Here is a 22701-nt window from a genome sequence, read left to right on the forward strand (position 1 = left end):
GTGAAGTGAGTACTTCATACGAGAAGCTTGTCGAGGCGCTGCGGAAGTCGCTCGAAGAGGTCGGCTCGCTGAAGAAGCGGAACCGCCAACTCGTCAGCGCCTCCAGCGAGCCTGTGGCGATCGTGGGTATGGCGTGCCGGCTGCCCGGTGGTGTCGACAGCCCGGAGGGGCTGTGGGACCTGGTGAGCGAGGGCCGGGACGGCGTCTCGGGCTTCCCCTCCGACCGGGGCTGGGACCTCGACGGGCTGTTCGACGAGGACCCCGAGAACCGCGGCACCTCCTACGTGGACCAGGGCGGCTTCCTGCACGAGGCCGGTCTCTTCGACGGGGGCTTCTTCGGGATCTCGCCGCGCGAGGCGCTCGCCATGGACCCGCAGCAGCGGCTGCTGCTGGAGACCTCCTGGGAGGCGCTGGAGCGGGCCGGCATCGACCCGGCCACGCTCAAGGGCAGCGATGTCGGGGTCTTCAACGGGATCATGGGCGTCGACTACTTCGCCGGCGGCAGCGTGCCGCCGGAGCTGGAGGGCTTCACCGGGACGGGCGCGGCCGCCAGCGTGGCGTCCGGCCGGATCTCCTACGTGTTCGGCTTCGAGGGCCCGGCGGTGACGCTCGACACCGCCTGCTCCTCCTCGCTGGTGGCGATCCACCTGGCGGCCCAGGCGCTGCGCCGCGGCGAGTGCTCGATGGCGCTGGCCGGCGGCGCGACCGTGATGGCCACCCCCGGCCTCTTCATCGACTTCTCGCGCCAGCGCGGGCTGGCGGCCGACGGCCGGTGCAAGGCGTACGCGGACGCGGCGGACGGCACGGGCTGGGCCGAGGGCGCGGGTGTGGTGGTGCTGGAGCGGCTGTCGGAGGCGCGGCGCAAGGGGCACCGGGTGCTCGCGGTGGTCCGCGGCAGCGCGGTGAACCAGGACGGCGCGTCGAACGGTCTGACCGCGCCGAACGGTCCTTCGCAGCAGCGGGTGATCCGCAAGGCGCTGGCCAACGCGGGTCTGTCCACCGCGGATGTGGACGTGGTGGAGGGCCACGGCACGGGCACGGTGCTGGGTGACCCGATCGAGGCGCAGGCCCTGCTGGCCACCTACGGTCAGGACCGGCCCGTCGAGCGGCCGTTGCGGCTGGGATCGCTGAAGTCCAACATCGGCCACACCCAGGCCGCCGCCGGGGTGTCGGGTGTGATCAAGATGGTGCAGGCGCTGCGGCACGGCGTCATGCCGCCCACCCTGCACGTGGACGCACCGTCCACCCAGGTCGACTGGTCCGCCGGTGCGGTGGAGCTGCTGACCGAGGCGCGGGACTGGCCGGAGACCGGCCGCCCCCGCCGGGCGGCGGTGTCCGGCTTCGGCGTCAGCGGCACCAACGCCCACCTGATCCTGGAGCAGGCCCCGGAGGAGGAGGCGCGGCCGGCGGCCGTGCCCGAGGGCGTCGTCCCGCTGGTGCTGTCGGCCGCCTCGGCCGCCGCCCTGGCCGGCCAGGCCGGGCGGCTGGCCGCCTTCGTCGAGGCGTCCTCCGTCGACGCGCCCGGGGCCGGGGCGCCGGTCGCGGTGGCGGGTGCGCTGCTCGCCCAGCGCGCGGTGCTGGGCGAGCGGGCGGTGCTGGTGGCCGGCTCGCGCGAGGAGACGCTGGCGGGCCTGGCCGCGCTGGCACGCGGCGAGTCCGCGCCCGCCGGGGCGAGCGGCAGCGCGTCCCCGTCCGGCGGTCCGGGGAAGGTGGTCCTCGTCTTCCCGGGGCAGGGTTCGCAGCGGGTCGGGATGGGCCGGGAGCTGGCGGAGCGGTACCCGGTGTTCGCCGAGGCCTTCGAGGCTGCGTGTGCGGCGCTGGACGAGCGGTTGGCGGGGTGGACCGAGCACCCGGTCAAGGACGTGGTGCTGGGCACGGCCGGATCGCTGGACCAGACCGTCTACGCCCAGGCCGGGTTGTTCGCCGTGGAGACGGCGTTGTTCCGGCTGATCGAGTCCTGGGGCGTCCGGCCGGACGCGGTCATGGGCCACTCGATCGGGGAGATCACGGCCGCCCATGTGGCTGGGGTGCTCTCGCTGGCGGACGCGGCGGCGGTGGTCGCCGCGCGGGGCCGGCTGATGCAGGCGCTGCCCTCGGGCGGCGCGATGGTGGCGGTGGCAGCCACCGAGGCCGAGGTCGCCGAACTCCTCGACGACGGCGTGGACCTGGCTGCGGTGAACGGTCCTTCGTCGGTGGTCCTCTCCGGGGAGGAGGCGGCCGTGCTGAAGGCCGCCGATAGCCTGAAGGCACAAGGCCGCAAGGTCAAGCAGCTCACCGTCTCGCACGCCTTCCACTCGGCGCTGATGGAGCCGATGCTGGCGGAGTTCGCCGCCGTGCTCGCCGACGTCGCCTGGGGCGAGGCACAGGTCCCGATCGTCTCCAACGTGACCGGACAGGTGGCCGAGCCCGGTCAACTGGCCGACCCCGCCTACTGGGTGGACCATGTCCGCCGCCCGGTCCGGTTTGCCGACGGCATCGCCACGGCGGCCGCACCCGGTGGCGCGGTGTTCGTCGAACTCGGCCCCGGCGCCGCGCTGAGCGGCGTGGTCGCGGAGTCCGCCGGTGAGCGCGCGGTCACGGTCGCCGCGCTGCGCGACGGCCGCCCCGAGGCGCACACCGTGCTGGCCTCGGTCGCCGGACTCTTCGTCCGTGGCGTCGCGGTGGACTGGGCGACGACGCTGCCCGCCGGCTTCACGCCCACCCATCTGGAGCTGCCCACCTACGCCTTCGAGCACGAGCACTACTGGCTCCCGGCCACCCCGCTGACCGACGCCACCTCGCTCGGCCAGGGCAAGGCCGACCACCCGCTGCTCGGAGCGGTCGTCCAACTGCCGCAGTCCGACGGCCTGGTGTTCACCTCCCGGCTGTCGCTGCGCACGCACGCCTGGCTCGCCGACCACGCCGTCGGGGGAGTGGTCCTCGTCCCCGGGACCGGTCTGGTGGAGCTGGCCGTGCGGGCCGGCGACGAGGTCGGTTGCGGGGTGCTGGACGAACTCGTCATCGAGGCACCGCTGGTGGTGCCCGAGCACGGCGGCCTGCGGGTCCAGGTCGCCGTCGGAGGCCCGGACGAGCGGGGCGCCCGCACGGTGGAGGTGTACTCCGCCCGCGAGGACGCGGTGGAGGGCACCGACACCGCGGGAGCCATGGACGTCTGGGTCCGCCACGCCACCGGCACACTGCTGCCGACGACGGCCGGCGCCGCCGAGCCGGAGTTCGACTTCACCGCCTGGCCGCCGCCCGGCGCGCAGCCGGTGGACATCACCGGCGGCTACGACCTGCTCGACCGCGCGGGGTACGCCTACGGCCGGTCGTTCCAGTGCGTGCGTGCGGTCTGGCGGCGCGGTGAGGAGATCTTCGCCGAGGTGGCCCTGCCGGACGAACTGCGCGAGCGGGCCGCCGGGTTCGGCATCCACCCCGGCCTGCTCGACGCCGCCCTGCACTCCAGCATGCTGGACGCGGCGGCCGCGCTGAGCGGCGCCCGGCCGGACGACGCACCGGACGAGGAGCCGGTGGTCCGGCTGCCGTTCGCCTGGAACGGGCTGGTGCTGCACGCGGCCGGGGCCGCCTCGGTCCGGGTGCGGGTCGCCCGGCCGGGGCCGGACGCCCTGTCGCTGGAGGCCGTCGACGACGCCGGCGGGCTCGTCCTGACGCTGGACTCGCTGGTCTCGCGCGCCGTCTCCGCCGAGCAGTTGGAGGCGGCGGCGGGGACGCCGGGCAGCGACGCGCTGTACCGGGTGGAGTGGACCGAGTCGGCCACCCTGCCCGCCGCCCCCACCCCCGGCCCGGTCCCGGCCCGGGTCACCGCCCCGGCGGACGTGGCGGCACTGTTCGAGGGCGAGGGCGAGGGCGAGGGCACCGGCGAGGGCATCGGCGCCGCCGCGCCGGCGGCGGTGCTGCTGGAGGCCGTCATCGACGGCCCCGGGGACACCCCGCTCGCGCTGACCCGGCGGGTGCTGGAGGTCGTCCGGGCCTGGCTGGCCGGCGCCGGGCTGGAGGAGACCCGGCTGGTGGTGGCGACCAGGGGCGCGGTGCCCGCCGGTGGCGACGCCGCGGTGACCGACCCGGCCGGCGCCGCCGTCTGGGGTCTGCTCCGGGCGGCGCAGGCGGAGAACCCGGACCGGATCGTGCTGCTCGACGCCGAGGCCGGCACCGACCTGGACGCGGTCCTGACCGCCGTCCTGGCCACCGGTGAACCGCAGGTCGCCGTGCGCGGTGCGGCCCTGTCCGTGCCGCGCCTCGCCCGGGCCGGTATCGCCCGGGGCACCGAGCCGGTGCTGGACCGGGCGGGGACGGTGCTGGTCACCGGCGGTACCGGGTCGCTGGGTGCGGTGCTGGCCCGGCACCTGGTGACCGAGCACGGGATCCGGCATCTGGTGCTGACCAGCCGGCGGGGCCTGGAGGCCGAGGGTGCGCGGGAGCTGGTGGCCGAACTGTACGCGCTGGGCGCCGAGTCGGTGGCCGTACCGGCCTGTGACGTGACCGACCGCGACGCGGTGGCGGAGCTGCTGACCGCCGCCCGGCGCGACGGGCACCGGCTGACCGCCGTGGTCCACGCGGCGGGTGTCTTCGACGGCGGTGTGGTCGGCGAGATCGACCCGGAGCGGCTGGAGCGCGTCTTCGCACCGAAGGTGACGGCGACCCGGCACCTGGACGAGCTGACCCGTGAACTCGCCCCGGACTTGGACGTGTTCATCACGTACTCCTCCGTCTCGGCGGTGTTCCTGGGCGCGGGCACCGGCGCCTACGCGGCGGCGAACGCCTACCTGGACGGGCTGATGGCCCGGCGCCGGGCGGACGGCCTGCCCGCGCTGTCGCTGGCCTGGGGCCCGTGGGCGCAGAGCGACGGCATGGGCGCCGACCTGGACGAGCTGTCCCGGAGCCGGATGAACCGGCGTGGCGGCGCCCAGCCGCTGACGCCGGCGGAGGGCATGGAGCTCTTCGACACCGCGCTGCACAGTGACCGGGCGCTGCTCGTCCCGGTCAAGCTGGACCTGCGGGCCCTGCGCACGGCCGCCACGGCCGGCGCCGGGGTGCCACCCCTGCTGCTGGGCCTGGTCCGCCCCGGCCGGCAGTCGGCGCGGGCCGCCGCGACCGGCGCCGGCGGCGGACTCGCCGGCCGACTGGCCGGGCTGGCCGCGGCCGAGCGCGAGGCGCTGCTGCTGGAGCTGGTCCGGACGCACGTCGCGTCGGTGCTCGGCCACGCGGGCGCGGCGAAGGTCGCGGCGGAGCGGGCCTTCAAGGACGCCGGCTTCGACTCGCTGACCTCCGTCGAGCTGCGCAACCGGCTGCGCGAGGCCACCGGCCTCAGCCTGCCCGCCACGGCCGTCTTCGACTACCCCACCCCGCTCGCCCTGGCCCGCTACCTGGACGGCGAGTTCGACGGCACGGCGGTCGCGGCGGGCCCGGTGGTACCGGCGGCGGCCGTGCACGATCCGGCCGATCCGGTGGCGATCGTCGGCATGGCCTGCCGGCTGCCCGGCGGGGTGGCCACCCCGGAGGACCTGTGGCGGCTGGTCACCGAGGGGCGGGACGGCGTGTCGCTGTTCCCCTCCGACCGCGGCTGGGGCCTGGACGAGCTGTTCGACGCCGACCCGGAGAGCGAGGGCACCTCCTACGTCAGCCAGGGCGGCTTCCTGCACGAGGCACCGCTGTTCGACCCGGCCTTCTTCGGGATCTCGCCGCGTGAGGCGCTGGCGATGGACCCGCAGCAGCGGCTGCTGCTGGAGACCTCCTGGGAGGCGATGGAACGGGCCGGCATCGACCCGGGCTCGCTGAAGGGCACCGAGGTCGGGGTGTTCAACGGCATCATGGGCGTCGACTACTACGCCGGTGGCAGCGTGCCGCCGGAGCTGGGCGGCTTCGCGCTGACCGGCGCCGGCGCCAGTGTGGCCTCGGGCCGGGTGTCCTACGTGTTCGGCTTCGAGGGCCCGGCGGTCACCGTGGACACGGCCTGCTCCTCCTCGCTGGTGGCGATCCACCTGGCCGCCCAGGCGCTGCGCCAGGGCGAGTGCTCGCTGGCCCTGGCCGGCGGTTCGACGGTGATGTCCAGCCCGAGCATGTTCATGGAGTTCTCGCGGCAGAAGGCGCTGGCGACGGACGGCCGCTGCAAGTCCTACGCGGACGCCGCCGACGGCACCGGCTGGGCCGAGGGCGCCGGTGTGGTGGTGCTGGAGCGGCTCTCCGAGGCGCGGCGCAACGGCCACCCGGTGCTCGCGGTGCTGCGCGGGTCCGCGGTGAACCAGGACGGCGCGTCCAACGGTCTGACCGCGCCGAACGGCCCCTCGCAGCAGCGGGTGATCCGCAAGGCGCTGGCGGCGGCCGGGCTGTCGACGGCCGATGTGGACCTGGTCGAGGGCCACGGCACGGGCACCGTCCTGGGGGACCCGATCGAGGCGCAGGCGCTGCTGGCCACCTACGGTCGCGGCCGTGACCCGGAGCGCCCGCTCTGGCTGGGCTCGCTGAAGTCCAACATCGGCCACGCCCAGGCGGCGGCGGGTGTCTCGGGTGTGATCAAGATGGTGCAGGCGCTGCGGCACGGCGTGATGCCCGCGACCCTGCACGTGGACGCGCCCTCCTCGCAGGTGGACTGGACGGCGGGCGCCGTCGAGCTGCTGACCGAGGCGCGGGAGTGGCCCGAGGTGGACCGGCCGCGCCGGGCCGGGGTCTCCTCCTTCGGTCTGAGCGGGACCAACGCGCACGTGATCCTGGAGCAGGCCCCCGAGGAGCAGCCGGCCGAGGCCGGGCCCGCCCCCGACGCCGTGGTGCCGCTGGTGGTCTCGGCGAAGAACGCCGCCTCGCTGGCGGCCCAGGGCGGGCGGCTGACGGAGCTCGCCGGGGCGACCGCCCCGGCGGCGCTGGCCGGTGCGCTGCTCTCCCGGCGGGCGCTGCTCTCCGAGCGCGCGGTGGTGGTGGCCGGGTCCCCGGCGGAGGCGTCGGCCGGGCTGGCCGCGCTGGCCCGGGGCGAGTCCGCCGCCGGGCTGGTGACGGGCACCGCGGGCACGGTGGGCAAGCTCGTCCTGGTCTTCCCCGGTCAGGGGGCGCAGTGGGCCGGGATGGGCCGTGAACTGCTGGACACCTCACCGGTGTTCGCCGAGCGCATCGCCGAGTGCGCCCGGGCGCTCGGCCCCTGGGTGGACTGGTCGCTGGAGGAGGTGCTGCGCGGCGAGGCGCCGGCCGAGGTCCTGGACCGGGCCGATGTGGTGCAGCCCGCGAGCTTCGCGGTGATGGTCGGGCTGGCCGCCGTCTGGGCGTCGGTGGGGGTGATCCCGGACGCGGTGCTGGGGCACTCGCAGGGCGAGATCGCGGCGGCCTGCGTGGCCGGTGCGCTCTCCCTGGAGGACGCGGCCCGGATCGTCGCGGTGCGCAGCCGGGTGATCGCCGGTCAGCTGGCCGGGCTCGGCGGGATGGCCTCGGTGGCGCTCTCCGAGGCCGAGGCGCTGGCCCGGTTGGAGCGCTGGGCGGGCCGGTTGGAGGTCGCGGTGGTCAACGGCCCCGCGTCGGTGGTGGTCGCCGGTGACCTCGACGTGCTGGACGAGGCCGTCGAGGTGCTGGCCGCCGACGGGGTACGGGTGCGCCGGGTCGCGGTGGACTTCGCCTCCCACACCCGGCACGCCGAGGCCCTGGAGGAGGTCCTGGCGGAGGCGTTCGCGGACATCCGCGGCCGGGCGCCGCTGGTCCCGCTCTTCTCGACGGTGACCGGTGAGTGGGTCCGCGAGGCCGGCGTGATCGACGGCGGCTACGTGTACCGCAACCTGCGGGGCCAGGTCCGCTTCGGCCCGGCGGTCGCCGCGCTGCTCGCCGAGGACCACACGGTGTTCGTGGAGGCCAGTACCCACCCGGTGCTGGCCCAGCCGATCACCGAGGTCGCCGACGGGGCCGGGGTCGAGATCCTGGTGACCGGTTCGCTGCGGCGGGACGAGGGCGGCCCGCGCCGCCTGCTGGCCTCGATGGCCGAACTCTTCGTCCGCGGTGTGGCGGTGGACTGGACGGGCGTGCTGCCCGACGCGGCCGGTGGCGCCGAGGTGGACCTGCCGACCTACGCCTTCGACCACCAGCACTACTGGCTCCCGATGACCGCGGCGGCCACCGACGCGACCTCGCTGGGCCTGGCGGGGGTGGACCACCCGCTGCTCGGCGCGGTGGTGGAGGTGCCGGAGACCGGCGGGGTGCTGTGCACCTCCCGGCTCTCCCTGCGCACCCACCCCTGGCTGGCCGACCACGCGGTCGGCGACGTCGTGCTGGTGCCCGGGACGGGCCTGGTGGAGCTGGCCGTGCGGGCCGGTGACGAGGTCGGCTGCGGCACGCTGGACGAGCTGGTGATCGAGGCCCCGCTGATCCTGCCCGAGCAGGGCGGCGTCCGGGTGCAGGTCACCGTCGGCGGTCCGGACGAGGGCGGTGCCCGCACGGTCGCCGTGTACTCGACCCGCGAGGAGGCCGTCGGCGACCCGTGGACCCGGCACGCCACCGGTGTCCTGACGGCCACGGCCCGGGCGGCCGGGTCGCGGTTCGACTTCAGCGCCTGGCCGCCGCCCGGCGCGGAGCGGGTGGAGATCGGCCCCGAGGAGTTCTACGCCGGTCTGCTGGAGCACAACTACGTCTACGGGCCGGTGTTCCGGGGCCTGCGGGCGGCCTGGCGGCGCGGTGACGAGGTCTTCGCCGAGATCGCCCTGCCGGAGGACCACCGGGGCAGCGCCGCCGGGTTCGGCATCCACCCGGCGCTGCTGGACGCGGCCCTGCACGCGAAGGCCTTCCTGAGCACGGGCGACCACCGGACGATGCTGCCGTTCGCCTGGAACGGCCTGGTCCTGCACGCTGCGGGCGCCTCGTCGCTGCGGGTGCGGGTCGCCCAGCCGGCGCCCGACGCGCTCTCGCTGGAGGCGGTCGACGAGGCCGGCGGCGCCGTCCTGACGGCCGACTCGCTGGTCTTCCGCCCGGTGTCCGCCGAGCAGTTGGGCGCGGCGGCGGGCCGTGCGGGCGGAGACTCGCTGTTCCGGGTGGACTGGACGGAGGTGCTCCCGGACGGGGCCGCCGGCTCGCCGTCCTGGGTGCGGCTGTCCACCGCCGAGGAGGTGGCCACCCTCGCGGAGGACGCGCTGTCCGGGGCGGCCGTCCCGGAGACCGCGATCCTGGAGGCGGTCACCGGCGGCGACGCGGACACCCCGCTGGACGTGACGGACCGGGTGCTGGAGGTCGTCCAGACCTGGCTGGCCGGCGCCGGGCTGGAGGAGACCCGGCTGGTGGTGGTGACCAGGGGCGCGGTGCCCGCCGGTGGCGACGCCACGGTGACGGACCCGGCCGGCGCCGCCGTCTGGGGTCTGGTCCGCGCGGCGCAGGCGGAGAACCCGGACCGGATCGTGCTGCTGGACACCGACGCGTCCGACCTGTCGGAGGTCGAGCCGCTACTGGGGCCGGTGCTGGCCGTCGGCGAGCCGCAGGTCGCGGTGCGCGGCGCGGCGCTCCACGTGCCCCGGCTCGCCCGGGCCGGTATCGCCCGGGGCACCGAGCCGGTGCTGGACCGGGCGGGGACGGTGCTGGTCACCGGTGGTACCGGGTCGCTGGGTGCGGTGCTGGCCCGGCACCTGGTGACCGAGCACGGGATCCGGCATCTGGTGCTGACCAGCCGGCGGGGCCTGGAGGCCGACGGTGCCCGGGAGTTGGTGGCCGAGCTGCACGCGCTCGGCGCCGAGTCGGTGGCCGTACCGGCCTGCGACGTGACCGACCGGGACGCGGTGGCGGAGCTGCTGGCCGCCGTCCGGCGCGACGGCCGCCGGCTGACCGCGGTGCTGCACGCCGCGGGCCTGTTCGACGCGGGCGTGATCGGCGAGGTCGACCGGGAGCGGCTGGAGCGGGTGTTCGCGGCGAAGGTGACGGCGACCCGGCACCTGGACGAGCTGACCCGCGAACTGACCCCGGAGTTGGACGCGTTCGTGGTCTACTCGTCGGTGTCGGCGGTGTTCCTCGGCGCGGGCACCGGCGCCTACGCGGCGGCGAACGCCTACATGGACGGGCTGATGGCCCGGCGCCGGGCGGCCGGTCTGCCGGCGCTGTCGCTGGCCTGGGGCCTGTGGGAGCAGGAGACCGGCATGGCGGCCGGCACCGACGACCTCACCCGCAGCCGGCTGAACCGGCGCGGCGGTCTGCTGGGCATGACCCCGGCCGAGGGCATGGAGCTGTTCGACACCGCGCTGCGCGGTGACCGGGCGCTGCTGGTGCCGGCCAAGCTGGACCTGCGTGCGCTGCGCGCCGACGCCGCGGCCGGGCGCGAGGCACCGCCGCTGCTGCGCGGCCTGGTGCGCGCGAGCCGGCAGCTGGCCCGGGCCGCGGTCTCGGGGGACGAGCGGCGCAAGCTGGCCGAGCGGCTGGCCGGGCTGCCCGGCACGGAGCGCGCGGCGCTCCTGCTGGACGTGGTCCGGGCCCAGGTCGCCGTCGTCCTCGGCTACAGCGCGTCCCACCACATCGACGTGGACCAGGGCCTCTTCGAGATCGGCTTCGACTCGCTGACCGCGCTCGAACTGCGCAACCGGCTGGGCGAACTGATGGGGGCGAAGCTCTCGGCCGGTCTTGTTTTCGATCACCCGACGCCGGGGATGATTGTCGCGCACATGCAAGAGCGCATGTTCGGCGAGGGCACGGGGGGTGTCGCGGCCATCTCGGTCTGAGCCGCCACGGCCGGGCCCCTGCCGCAGCCCCGGAGCGGTCCGGCGAGCGGCCCGGCCGACAAGCCGATGAACGACCCCGATGAACGGCCCGATGAACGACTCGACGAACGACCCGACGAACGCCCCACTGAACGGCCCCGAACGAGCGGCCCTGATCCGGCTCGCGGACAAGAGAGGAGATGACGACGTGTTCGACGCGGACGCCTACCTCCGGCGCATCGGTTGCGCCGGGCAGACGCGCGTGGACATCGAGACGCTGCGCACCCTGCACAAGCGGCATCTCATGGCGATCCCGTACAACATCGCCGCCCAGGACTTCACCGACGGCATCAACCTCGTCGACCTCGACGAGGACGCCGTGTTCGAGACGGCCGTCGTCGAGGGACGGGGCGGTACCTGCTTCCAGCTGAACCGGCTGTTCTTCCGGCTGCTCGGCACCCTCGGCTACGAGGTCTCCCTGATGGCGGCCAGTACCGCCGAGGGCAGGGAGAACTTCGGCACCGAGATCGAGCACATGTTCGTCCGGGTGGCGCTGGACGGCGCCGAGTGGCTGGTCGACGTGGGCTACCCGGGGCCGTCCTACCTCGAACCGCTGCTCGTCACCGACGCGGTGCAGACCCAGTACGGCTGCCAGTACCGGCTGGTGGACCGGGGCGACGGCGAGACGGCGCTGCAGCGCCGGGGGCGGGTGACCCGCTGGAGCGTGGTCTACACCTTCAAGCTGCTGCCCCGGCGGTGGAGCGACTGGAAGGAACTGGAGGACCGCGCCCGGGAGAACCCGGCGCCGCCCCCCGAGGGGGACATGCAGGGTGTCCTCTACGGCCGGGCGTTCGAGGACGGCCAGGCCGTCCTGAAGGGCCGCCGGCACCTGACGGTCCGGGACGGACGGGAGCGGGTGCGCACCGTCGTCGACGACGACGAGCACCGCGTGCTCGTCGGCACGATCGTGTCCGGGGACCTCCCCTGACCGGCGGGAACACCGCCGGGAGCACCTGCGGGAACACCGGCGGGAGCACTCCCGGCAGCACCATTCGCAGACGATGTACGACAATTCTGGAAGGGAATCCAATGGCGAAGAACTCGGCCGATGTGGTTGTCATCGGCGGCGGCCCGGCCGGCGCGGTCAGCGCCTTTGTCCTGGCCAAGCAGGGTCATTCCGTGGTGCTCCTGGAGCGCGACGAGTTTCCGCGCTTCCACATCGGTGAGTCCCTGCTGCCCTACATGATGGGGCTTTTCGACCGGATCGGCCTGCGCGAGGCGCTGGAATCCCGCGGATACGTCCCGAAGTTCGGTGGCGAATTCATCGACCCGACGGAGAAGAAGTTCTTCTCGGGCGTCTTCCGCGCGGACTTCAGCAAGCAGGGCGAGGGGCGCTTCGACCGCGCCTTCCAGGTCGAGCGGGCCCGGTTCGACGCGATGCTCGTCGAGGAGGCGGCCAAGGCGGGCGCCGAGGTCCACCTGGGCGCCGGCGTCAAGGAACTGCTGATGGAGGGCGACCGGATGGTCGGCGTCAGCTACGAGAAGGACGGCGAGGAGCACGAGGTCCGGGCGACCTACGTGATCGACGCCAGCGGCCGGTCCGGGCGGATCGCCAACAAGTTCGGGCTCCGCAAGACGCTGGAGAAGCTCCGGATGGTCGGGGTGTTCCGGCACTACGAGGGCCTCGACGAGAAGCACAACCTCGGGGCCGAGGGCGACATCCAGGTCGGCGCGCACAACGACGGCTGGGTGTGGGCGATCCCGATCTCCAAGGAGGTCATCAGCGTCGGCACCGTGATGCCGCGTGACACCTTCCGGGCGGCGGGCTCGCCGGAGGCGGCGTTCGACGAGCACCTGAACCGGGTGCCGCGGATCACCGCGCGGCTCACCGGCACCCGGCCGAGCATGGACCTCAAGATCGAGACCGACTACTGCTACCACGCGGACACCGTCACCGGCCCCGGCTGGGTGATGGTCGGCGACGCGGGCTGCTTCGGTGACCCGATGTTCTCCGGCGGCGTGCTGGTCGCGACCGCCACCGCCACCCGCGCCGCCGAGACCCTCGACGCGGCGCTGAAGTCCCCGGCGGACGCCGACGCGCTGATCGACGAGTACTCGAACTACTTCAAGACCGGGTACGACACCTACATCCGGCTGATCCACGCCTTCTACGACGGCGAGCTGGTCTCGGTGGCCGCCGACGCCGGCCGGACCACCTCCCGCGACGCGCTGGAGCGCTACCTGATCCGGCTGATCGGCGGCGACTTCTGGAGCGAGCACAACGCCGTCGCCCAGGAGATGCGCCGGCGCCCGGAGTGGGACACCTTCGCGCCGTTCCAGCGGGTCTTCGGGTGCCCGTCCTACCCGCAGCTCGACGAGCACGACCGCAAGGAGCGGGCCGAGGCCCGCATCCTGCGGGTGACCACCGGCCAGTAACGGCCGGGCACGTCCTGCGCACGCCCGGGATCCCGGCGGCCGACCGCCGCCGGGGCCCCGGGCGCGGGTCCGGGCCCGGGTGGCACCGGAGCAGGGGCCCCACCGCGGGCGCACCACCGAAGAGTCGGCGTTCGACGTTCTACAGGACAGGTTGAAGCGGCGTGAGAGAACAAGTTCCGGTGCGCATCGGCGACCGTTCGTACGACGTGCTCATCGGCCCGGGAGTGCGCTCCTCGCTGGCCGAGGTGATCCGGGGGCTCGGTGCCCGGCGGGTGGCGGTGGTGTCGGCGCGCCCCGCCCAGTGGGTGCCCGACACCGGTGTCGAGACCCTGCTGCTGCCCGCCCGGGACGGCGAGCCGGACAAGAACCTCGCCACCGTCGAGGCGCTCTGCGCGGAGTTCGTGCGGTTCGGGCTGACCCGCTCCGACGCCGTGGTCTCCTGCGGCGGCGGCACCACCACCGACGTGGTCGGCCTGGCGGCGGCCCTCTACCACCGCGGGGTGCCCGTCGTGCACCTGCCGACCACGCTGCTGGCCCAGGTGGACGCCAGCGTCGGCGGCAAGACGGCGGTCAACCTGCCGTCCGGCAAGAACCTGGTGGGCGCTTACTGGCAGCCCGCCGCGGTGCTCTGCGACACCGACTACCTGGCGACGCTGCCGCACCGCGAGATGCTCAACGGCCTCGGCGAGATCGCCCGGTGCCACTTCATCGGCGCCGGCGACCTGCGCCCGCTGGCCCTGGCGGACCGGATCGCCGCCAGCGTGACGCTCAAGGCCGGCATCGTCTCGGCCGACGAACGCGACACCGGACTTCGGCACCTGCTCAACTACGGCCACACCCTGGGCCACGCCCTGGAGGTGGCCACCGACTTCGCGCTGCGCCACGGCGAGGCGGTCGCCGTCGGCACCGTCTTCGCGGGCCTGCTCGCGGGCGTCCTGGACCGGATCGACCCCGCCCGGGTGGACGAGCACCGGGCGGTCGTCGCCTCCTACGGCCTGCCCGGCGCGCTGCCCGAGGGCGTGCGGCCGGGCGAACTGGTCGAGCTGATGCGGCGGGACAAGAAGGCCCTCAGCGGGCTGGCCTTCGTCCTGGACGGCCCGGCGGGCGCGGAACTGGTCCACGACGTGCCCGAGCGGGCCGTCCTGGAGGCCCTGGCGCGGATGCCGCGCCGGCCGCTCGCCCGGCTCGTCGGGCACGGTGCCGACGGGCCCGCCGGGACGGGGGCGGCGGTGTCATGAGGTACTCACCACGGCGGCCGCCCGGCGGCCCGCCGGCCGCGCGGACCGGCGCGGCGGAACGGCTGCTCGCCGACCGCCTCGCCGCCGCGCTGGCCAGGCCCGCCGCGCAGCAGCCCGGCTGGCCGGACCGGGCCCGCGCGCAGGAGGTCGTCGCCCGGCTGCGCGCCGCCGCCCCGATCGTCACGCCCGCCGAGACCGCCCGGCTCGCCGAGCGGCTGGCGGCCGTCGCCCGGGGCGAGGCCTTCCTGCTCCAGGGCGGCGACTGCGCGGAGACCTTCGCCGACAACACCGAGCCGCACCTGCGCGCCAACCTCGGCCTGCTGCAGCGGATGGCCCTGGTGCTCGCCCACACCACCGGACTGCCGGTGGTGCCGGTCGCCCGGGCCGCCGGCCAGTACGCCAAGCCGCGCTCCCACCAGGTCGACGCCCACGGCCTGCCGGTCTACCGGGGCGACATCGTCAACGGCGTCGAACCCACGCCCGCCGCCCGCACCCCGGACCCGGAGCGGATGCTGCTCGCCCACGCCGAGGCCTCGCGGACGGTGGCCATCGCCCGGCGGCTCCACCGGGACGGCCTGGGCGACCCGCACGCGCTGCACGCCGAGAACCTCCGCTTCGTCCGCGACGCGCCCGGGGGCCACCGGTACGCGCCGGCGGCCGAGGAGATCGGCCGCGGCCTGGGCCTCCCGGCCGGCCCGGGAGCCGGCGGTGGGACGGCGCCCGGGAGCGAGGTCTACGTCAGCCACGAGGCCCTGCTGCTGGACTACGAGAGTGCCCTGCTCCGGGTGACGGAGGACGGGCCGGAGCCGCTGTACTCCAGCGGACTGGCGCACTTCCTCTGGATCGGCGAGCGCACCCGCGGGCCCGAGGACGCGCACATCGCCTTCGCGGAGCTGCTGGCCAACCCGATCGGCGTGAAGATCGGCCCGGGCACGACCCCCGAGCAGGCGGTCGAGTACGTGCGCCGGCTCGACCCGCACGCCACCCCCGGGCGGCTGACGCTGATCAGCCGGATGGGGCACGCGCGGGTCCGCGAGGTCCTCCCGCAGATCGTCGAGAAGGTCACCGCCTCCGGCCACCAGGTGGTCTGGCAGTGCGACCCGATGCACGGCAACTCCCGCACCGCGGACAACGGGTACAAGACCCGCCACTACGACCACGTCGTCGAGGAGATCGCCGGCTTCCTCGACGTCCACCGCGCGCTCGGCACCCACCCCGGCGGCCTCCACCTGGAGGCGACCGGGGAGGACGTCACCGAGTGCCTCGGCGGCGCCCGGGGGATCGCCGAGCACGAGCTGCCCGGCAACTACCGGACCGCCTGCGATCCGCGCCTGAACGCCGAGCAGTCGATGGAACTCGCCTTCACCGTCGCGGAGATGTTCGCGGAGACGGTCGCACAGGGCACCGTACCCCGCCCCGGGAGGCCACGATGACCGACGCCCCGCAGCACGCCGTCCCGCCCGGCCCGCCGATCGGCGGGGCCACCCGGCTGTACGCCGTCCTCGGCGACCCGGTCGCCCAGGTGCAGTCACCCGGGCTGCTGAACCCGCTGTTCGCCCGGCTCGGCATCGACGCGGTGCTCGTCCCGGTGCACGCCCGGCCGGGGGACCTGGCCACGGTGGTCCGCGGCCTGCAGCACATCGGCAACCTGGACGGCCTGTTCGTCACCGTGCCGCACAAGGCGGCCGCCGCCGGCCTCGCCGACCGGCGCAGCCGCACCGTGGAGATCACCGGCACCGCCAACGTGCTGCGCCGCGAACCCGACGGCGGCTGGCTCGCCGAGAACTTCGACGGCTCCGGCTTCGTCGCGGGCCTGGCGCGGGCCGGCCACGACGTCCGCGGCCGCCGGGTCGCGCTGGCCGGCGCCGGCGGGGCGGGCAGCGCCATCGCGGCCGCCGTGCTCGCCGCGGGCGCGGAGCGGCTCGCCGTCACCGACCCGGACGGGCCCCGGCTGGCCGCGCTCGTCGCACGGCTGGCCGAGCACTGGCCCGGCCGGGTCCGGGCCTCGGCCGAACCGCCCCTGCACGACAGCGACATCGCGGTGAACGCCAGCCCGCTGGGCCTGCGCCCGGGCGACCCGCTGCCGTTCCGGCCGGACGCCCTCGCGCCCGGCGCCGTGGTGGCGGACATCATCATGCAACCGAGGGAGACGCCGCTGCTGCGGCTGGCGGCCGCCCTGGGGCTCGACGTCCACCACGGAATCCACATGCTGAACGGTCAGGTGGACGAGTACCGCGCATTCTTCGGGCTGCGCTGACGGGTGATCGGCAGGTCGGGGCCGACGACTACCAGAACGAGGGATGCGGGCCGCCGAGGGCGGCGCCTACTGTGAGGCCGCAATACCTTGCGTGAAATCCCAGGGGCCATTGTTCCGCTCTTCCGTCGGCCACGCGCCCCGCCCGCTCAATCCCGCCAGGCCGTCCAAAAGCGGAGACCAGTTCGTAGCGGAGATTTGGAGAGACATGAACGCGCGACCGGCACCGGAATTCCCCTCCTGGCCGCAGTACGACGACGACGAGCGGAGCGGCCTGATACGCGCTCTGGAGCAGGGCCAGTGGTGGCGCATGGGCGGGGACGAGGTGAACTCCTTCGAGCGCGAGTTCGCCGACCACCACGGCGCACCGCACGCCCTGGCGGTCACCAACGGCACGCACGCGCTGGAGCTGGCGCTGCAGTGTCTGGGCGCCGGCCCCGGCACCGAGGTCATCGTGCCGGGCTTCACCTTCATCTCCTCCTCCCAGGCCGCCCAGCGGCTCGGCGCGGTCGCCGTCCCCGTCGACGTCGACCCGGTGACCTACAACATCGACGTGGCGGCCGTGGCCGCCGCGATCACCCCGCGCACCCGGGTGATCATGCCCGTGCACATGGCCGGGCTCATCGCGGACATGGACGCCCTCGGCAAGCTCTCCGAGTCCACCGGCGTCCCGCTGCTCCAGGACGCCGCGCACGCGCACGGCGCGCGCTGGCAGGGCAAGCGGGTCGGCGAGCTCGGCTCGGTGGCCGCCTTCAGCTTCCAGAACGGCAAGCTGATGACCGCCGGCGAGGGCGGCGCCCTGCTGTTCCCCGAGTCGGAGCTGTACGAGGCCGCGTTCCTGCGGCACAGCTGCGGCCGGCCGCGCACCGACCGCCGGTACTTCCACCAGATCGCCGGCACCAACATGCGGCTCAACGAGTTCTCGGCGTCCGTGCTCCGCGCCCAGCTGCGCCGCCTCGACGCCCAGACCGACCTGCGCGAGGAGCGCTGGAACCTGCTGTCCGGCCTGCTCGGCGCGATCGACGGCGTCGTCCCCCAGGGCAGCGACCCGCGGGCCGACCGCAACTCGCACTACATGGCGATGTTCCGGATCCCCGGCATCTCCGAGGAGGGCCGCAACGAGCTCGTCGACCGCCTGGTCGACGCCGGCCTGCCGGCCTTCGCCGCGTTCCGCGCGATCTACCGCACCGACGCGTTCTGGGAGACCGCCGCCCCCGACGAGACCCCGGAGGCGGTCGCCGAGCGCTGCCCCAACACCGAGGCCATCAGCCGGGACTGCGTCTGGCTGCACCACCGCGTCCTGCTCGCCTCCGAGGAGGCCCTGCACGCCACCGCCGCGATCGTCGCCGACGCAGTGGCAGCCCTGTGAGGCATCGCGCCGCCGTCGTCGGGCTCGGCTGGGCCGGCCGGGAGCTCTGGCTCTCGCGGCTCAGGACGCACGAGGACTTCGACGTGGTCGCCGTCGTCGACCCCGACCCGGCCCTGCGGGCGGCGGTCGGCGAGGCGACGGGCATCCCCGCCCACGCGGCGGTGGACGCGCTCCACCCCGAGGACGTCGACGTCGCCGTCGTCGCCGTGCCCAACCACCTGCATGCCGAGGTGGCCGCGGCGCTGCTGCGGCGCGGCCTCGCGGTCTTCCTGGAGAAGCCGGTCTGCCTGACCTCCGCCGAGGCGGACGACCTGGCGCGGGCCGAGCTCGACGGCGGCATGCTGCTGGCCGGCAGCGCCGCCCGGCACCGCGCCGACGTCCGCGAACTGGCCGCGCTCGTCCCCGACCTGGGGCGGGTGCGGCACGTCGACCTGTCGTGGGTGCGGGCCCGCGGCGTCCCGAAGGCCGGCGGCTGGTTCACCCGGCGCAGCACGGCCGGCGGCGGGGTGCTGGTCGACCTCGGCTGGCACCTGCTGGACGCGCTGGCCGCCCTGGTCGGGCCGGCCGAGTTCGCCCAGGTGGTCGGCGCGACCTCCGACGACTTCGTCAACGTCGGCGCCTGGTCCGCCGCCTGGCGCCAGGACCGGCCCGCCGACGCGCTCACCGGCGACGTGGAGGACACCGCCCGCGGCTTCCTGGTCCGCGAGGACGGCATCTCCGTTTCGCTGCGGGCCAGTTGGGCCTCCCACGAGGCCCTGGACGTCTCCCGGATCGTGGTCGAGGGCAGCGCCGGCAGCGCGGAACTGCGCTGCACCTTCGGCTTCAGCCCCAACCGGCAGCCCGAGCCGGTCCTGACCCTGACCCGGGAGGGCACCACCCGTCGGATCGCCGTGCCGGCGGAGCCGATCGGGGCCGAGTACCGGCGCCAACTGGACGGCCTCGGGGCACTGCTGGCCGACCCCGCCCATCGCGGCCGGGCCATCGCGCAGGCGCGTGGCACGGTCCAGCTCATCGAGAGTTTCTACGAGTCGGCCCGCGTTGCCGGCCGGGCGCGATCCGCCCGTCCCGCAGCCGCCCACGAGGAGGTGAGGACCTCATGACCGCCACATCGGCACCCGGGTCCGCCACGACCACGGACAGACCAGCGAACCCCCGGCAGGCGGTCGTCTTCGACCTGGACGGGGTCATCGTCGACAGTTTCGCCGTGATGGGCCAGGCGTTCTCCATCGCCTACGCCGAGATCGTCGGCGGCGGCCCGGCGCCCTTCGAGGAGTACCAGCGCCACCAGGGCCGCTACTTCCCCGACATCATGCGGATCATGGGCCTGCCGCTGGAGATGGAGGCGCCCTTCGTCCGCGAGAGCTACCGGCTCGCGCACCAGGTGCAGGTCTTCGACGGCATCCCCGAACTGCTCCAGGAGCTCCGTGACCGGGGCCTGCGGATGGCCGTGGCCACCGGCAAGGCCGGCGACCGGGCCCGCTCCCTGCTCGACGGCCTGGGCCTGCTCCCGTACTTCGCCCACGTGATCGGCTCCGACGAGGTGGCCCGGCCCAAGCCCGCCCCCGACATCGTGCTGCGCGCGCTGGAACTGCTGGACGTACCCGCCGACCAGGCCATCATGATCGGTGACGCGCCGACCGACCTGGCCAGCGCCCGCGGCGCCGGGGTCGCCTCCGCCGCCGCCCTCTGGGCCGGTCCGGACGAGGCCGAGCTGCTCGCGGCCGGCCCCGACGTGGTGCTGCGCCGCCCGGTCGAGCTGCTCGCCCTCTGCCCGGCCCTCAGCGAGCGCTGACCCGACCGCGCGGAGGCGGCACACCATGCGGACCGGCGAGAACGGACCGGCACCGGGTCCCGGCGGCGCGGCGGACGCCGAGGAGGCGCCGCGCTACCTCGGCATCGACGTCGGCGGCACCAAGGTCGCCCTGCGGGCGGAGTCGGCGACGGGCCGGGCCGAGGAGACCTCCTTCGCCTGGGGCCCGGGCCGCGACGCCGATCACGACCTGGCCCGGCTCGCCGAGCACGTCGGCACGCTGGCGGCCCGGTCGGGCGCGCCCTTCCGGGCCGTCGGTGTCGCGATGCCCGCCACCGTCGGCCCGGACGAGCGGGTCACCGCCTGGCCCAGCCGGCCGGAGTGGACCGGTCTGCCCCTGGGCCCGGCGCTGCGGACGCTGTTCCCCGGGGCGGCCGTCGTCTGGGCGGACGACGGGGACCTCGCGGCCCTCGCCGAGGCCGAGGCGGCGGCCTGCGCCGACCTCCTCTACCTGGGCGTCGGCACCGGCATCGGCGGCGGCCTCGTGCTCGGCGGCCGGCTCTGCCCGGGCCCGGCGCACGGCTCCTTCGAACTCGGCCACCTGGTCGTCGAACTGGACGGCCCGGTCTGCGTCTGCGGCCGCCGGGGGTGCCTCCAGGCGACCGCCTCCGGCCCCGCCACCCTGGCCCGCGCCGAGCGGCTGCGCGGCGCGCCCGTCACCTTCGACGAGCTGCGGGCGGGGCTGCGGGCCGGGCAGTCCTGGGCCGTCACGGCACTCGACCGGACCGGCCGCGCCCTGGCCGCCGCCGCCGTGGGTGTGGCGGAGCTGCTCCACCCCCGGCTCGCCGTGCTCGGCGGCGGCTTCGCGGCCGGGATCCCCGAACTCGTCGACCGGACGGCCGAGCACCTCGCCGCGCTCGCCCGGCCGGGCCTGGCCCCGCTGCCGGTCGCCCCGGCCCGGCTGGGCGGGCTCTCCTCGCTGCGCGGCGCCGTGCTGCTGGCCCGCGGACAGTAGGGCGCGGGACGGCCCGCCCGGACCAGCCGGTCCGGGCGGGCCGTCGCCGCGTCAGCCCCCGTGGCCCGCCGCGCCCGCCGGTACGGCGGCCGTCAGCCCGGCCCGCAGCCCGTCCACCAGCGCGGCCGCGCCCGCCGGCTCGCCGGCCGCGCCGAACACGTGGTAGTCCGGGCGGACCAGCAGCGCGCTCGCCCCGTACCGCGCCAGGTAGGCCTCGTAGACGCCGTCCGTGTCCACCACCCGGACCTCGCCGGACGCCCCGGCGCCGCCGTCCCCCTGCCCGTCCCGGGTCCGGCCGGCCGGCAGCAGCCGCACCACGTGCGCCCGCAGCCCGGCCAGGAAGGAGAGCCGCTCCGCGCCGAGCCGGGCGTCCGCCCCGGGCGCGAGCAGCAGCACGAAGCCGCGCCCGACCACCTCGTCGAACAGGCCGCGGCCGCCGGGCCCGTCGACCACCCCCTGCGGCACGACCTCGCCGGCCGGCCTGAGCGGTCCGTCGCCCCCGCCGCCGTACAGCAGGCCCTCGGTGAGGGGCTTCGCCGGCTCCGGCCGGGTCGGACCCCGGCCGTGCCGGTTGGCCAGCACCGTGGCGTCCCGCTCGGCGGCGGCGGCCGGGTCGGTCACGCAGATCACCCGGCCCAGCTGGACCGAGGCCAGGATCGACTCCCTGACCTGCGCCCGGCGTTCCCCGGTGTAGGTGTCCAGCACCGCCTCGTCGGCGAGACCGCGCAGCACGAGGTCCAGCTTCCACGACAGGTTGACCACGTCCCGGATGCCCGAGCACATGCCCTGCCCGGCGAACGGCGGCATCAGATGGGCCGCGTCACCGGCCAGCAGCACCCGGCCCGCCCGCCAGCGGTCGGCCCACCGGGCCTGGAACATGTAGGTGGTGCTGCGCAGCAGGGTGGCGGTGTCCGGCGTGACCCCGAACGGGGCGAGCAGCCGCCAGGCCGTCTCCTCGCGGTTCAGCTCGGCGGCCCGCTCGCCCGGCAGCCGCATGAACTCCCAGCGCCGGTGCCCGGGGCCGCTGCCCACCAGCGTGGTGGGCCGGGCCGGGTCGCAGATCTGCAGGTTGGTCGGTACGAACGCCCGCGGCTCGCGCAGTTCGACGTCGCACAGCAGCCACTCGTAGGAGAAGCCGAGGTCGGTGACGGGGACGTCGAGGTGGTCCCGGACGAAGCTGTTGGCGCCGTCGCAGCCCACTACCCAGCGGGCCGAGACCGTCCGCGCCGCGCCGTCCTCGTCCTCGGCCGTCACCAGGACCCGGTCGCCGTGGTCGGCGATCCCGACGACCTGCCGGCCGCGCTCCACGGTGACCCCGGGCAGCCGCGCGGTCCGGGCGGCCAGCAGTTGCTCCAGGGCGGGCTGGTGCATGGTGTTGGCATCCGGCCAGCCGTACGGGCCCGGGGTCCGGAACTCGATGTCCAGCAGGGTCTCGCCGGCCGCCGTCCGCCACTGGTAGCCGGAGGCCGGTTCGGTGATCCCGCCGAGGTCCGGGCCGATCCCGCAGGCGGCGAGCAGCCGGGCGGTCTCCCCGTCGAAGCTGGTCGCCCGGGGCAGTGTGTACGGGCGCCGGCGGCGTTCCAGCACGGTCGTCCGCCAGCCGTGCTGGGCGAGCAGGACGGCGAGCGCGGCCCCGACCGGCCCGTTGCCGACGACGACCACGTCCGTGTCCGTCGGGCCGGTCGGGGGCTCGTGCGGTGACACCTTGGGCATAGGGACCCCTCATCGCAGGGAGGCGGCGGACCGGTGCGGACCGGTGCACGGCGGGTGGGCACGGCGGCGGGAACGCGGCGGAGGAGTGCGAAGGCGCGCTGCTCGGACGCCGCGGCGGCTGCGCGCGACAACGGGGCGCGACAGCCCTGGCAGGAACATCGGAAGACTACTACCGCGACCCGCGTGAAGCGTCAACGTCCGCCCCGGGCTATCAGATCGGGGGATACCACGACCGGTCTTGACCGGCCTACTGTGCGGACGTCCCGAAGAATCCGGGGACCCGTGCGCA

11 protein-coding genes are annotated in these 22701 nt (G+C 75.4%); 10 read left to right on the top strand and 1 reads right to left on the bottom strand.

What is annotated here, in order from left to right; all coding sequences use genetic code 11:
• The first annotated feature begins 5 nt into the window (after positions 1-5).
• From ABZ497_RS20115 to ABZ497_RS20160, 10 genes are all read left to right on the top strand, one after another.
• Positions 6-10658, top strand: a complete 10653-nt coding sequence (locus ABZ497_RS20115; protein ID WP_359807014.1) for a type I polyketide synthase — start codon at positions 6-8, stop codon at positions 10656-10658.
• 91 nt (positions 10659-10749) lie between these two features.
• Positions 10750-11625, top strand: coding sequence for an arylamine N-acetyltransferase (locus ABZ497_RS20120; RefSeq protein ID WP_359807017.1), 876 nt, complete (start codon positions 10750-10752; stop codon positions 11623-11625).
• A gap of 101 nt (positions 11626-11726) precedes the next feature.
• Positions 11727-13073 carry an NAD(P)/FAD-dependent oxidoreductase gene (locus ABZ497_RS20125; protein ID WP_359807019.1) on the top strand — a complete coding sequence of 449 codons (1347 nt, stop codon included), beginning with the start codon at positions 11727-11729 and terminating at the stop codon, positions 13071-13073.
• A 161-nt stretch (positions 13074-13234) separates the two neighbouring features.
• Positions 13235-14311 (top strand): 3-dehydroquinate synthase family protein, encoded by a 1077-nt coding sequence (locus ABZ497_RS20130; RefSeq protein ID WP_359807022.1) that lies wholly within the window; start codon positions 13235-13237, stop codon positions 14309-14311.
• Positions 14308-15744 (top strand): 3-deoxy-7-phosphoheptulonate synthase class II, encoded by a 1437-nt coding sequence (locus tag ABZ497_RS20135; protein WP_359807025.1) that lies wholly within the window; start codon positions 14308-14310, stop codon positions 15742-15744. Before ABZ497_RS20130 ends, ABZ497_RS20135 begins: the two co-directional genes overlap by 4 nt.
• The gene (locus tag ABZ497_RS20140; RefSeq protein WP_359807028.1) at positions 15741-16568 is read left to right on the top strand and encodes a shikimate dehydrogenase; all 828 of its coding nucleotides are present in this window, start codon (positions 15741-15743) and stop codon (positions 16566-16568) included. The genes ABZ497_RS20135 and ABZ497_RS20140 overlap by 4 nt, the downstream gene beginning before the upstream one ends.
• Positions 16569-16773: 205 nt before the next feature.
• Positions 16774-17934, top strand: a complete 1161-nt coding sequence (gene rifK, locus ABZ497_RS20145) for a 3-amino-5-hydroxybenzoate synthase (RefSeq protein WP_352294548.1) — start codon at positions 16774-16776, stop codon at positions 17932-17934.
• On the top strand, positions 17931-19034 hold the full coding sequence (locus ABZ497_RS20150) for a Gfo/Idh/MocA family oxidoreductase (protein WP_329491274.1): 1104 nt from the start codon (positions 17931-17933) through the stop codon (positions 19032-19034). Before rifK ends, ABZ497_RS20150 begins: the two co-directional genes overlap by 4 nt.
• On the top strand, positions 19031-19726 hold the full coding sequence (locus tag ABZ497_RS20155) for an HAD-IA family hydrolase (RefSeq protein WP_359807031.1): 696 nt from the start codon (positions 19031-19033) through the stop codon (positions 19724-19726). The genes ABZ497_RS20150 and ABZ497_RS20155 overlap by 4 nt, the downstream gene beginning before the upstream one ends.
• A 25-nt stretch (positions 19727-19751) precedes the next feature.
• Positions 19752-20699, top strand: coding sequence for an ROK family protein (locus ABZ497_RS20160; protein WP_359807033.1), 948 nt, complete (start codon positions 19752-19754; stop codon positions 20697-20699).
• A 51-nt stretch (positions 20700-20750) separates the two neighbouring features.
• Here ABZ497_RS20160 and ABZ497_RS20165 read toward each other — a convergent pair whose 3' ends face one another.
• The gene (locus tag ABZ497_RS20165) at positions 20751-22412 is read right to left on the bottom strand and encodes a bifunctional 3-(3-hydroxy-phenyl)propionate/3-hydroxycinnamic acid hydroxylase (protein WP_359807035.1); all 1662 of its coding nucleotides are present in this window, start codon (positions 22410-22412) and stop codon (positions 20751-20753) included.
• Positions 22413-22701 lie beyond the last annotated feature (289 nt).

This window comes from Kitasatospora sp. NPDC005751 (genome assembly GCF_040630835.1).
GTDB lineage: Bacteria > Actinomycetota > Actinomycetes > Streptomycetales > Streptomycetaceae > Kitasatospora.

Coding starts and splice junctions, on each gene's coding strand:
- ABZ497_RS20120 (WP_359807017.1), top strand. CDS start 10,750: ATGAACGACTCGACGAACGACCCGACGAACGCCCCACTGAACGGCCCC.
- ABZ497_RS20125 (WP_359807019.1), top strand. CDS start 11,727: ATGGCGAAGAACTCGGCCGATGTGGTTGTCATCGGCGGCGGCCCGGCC.
- ABZ497_RS20135 (WP_359807025.1), top strand. CDS start 14,308: ATGAGGTACTCACCACGGCGGCCGCCCGGCGGCCCGCCGGCCGCGCGG.
- ABZ497_RS20140 (WP_359807028.1), top strand. CDS start 15,741: ATGACCGACGCCCCGCAGCACGCCGTCCCGCCCGGCCCGCCGATCGGC.
- rifK (WP_352294548.1), top strand. CDS start 16,774: ATGAACGCGCGACCGGCACCGGAATTCCCCTCCTGGCCGCAGTACGAC.
- ABZ497_RS20155 (WP_359807031.1), top strand. CDS start 19,031: ATGACCGCCACATCGGCACCCGGGTCCGCCACGACCACGGACAGACCA.
- ABZ497_RS20160 (WP_359807033.1), top strand. CDS start 19,752: ATGCGGACCGGCGAGAACGGACCGGCACCGGGTCCCGGCGGCGCGGCG.
- ABZ497_RS20165 (WP_359807035.1), bottom strand. CDS start 22,412: ATGCCCAAGGTGTCACCGCACGAGCCCCCGACCGGCCCGACGGACACG.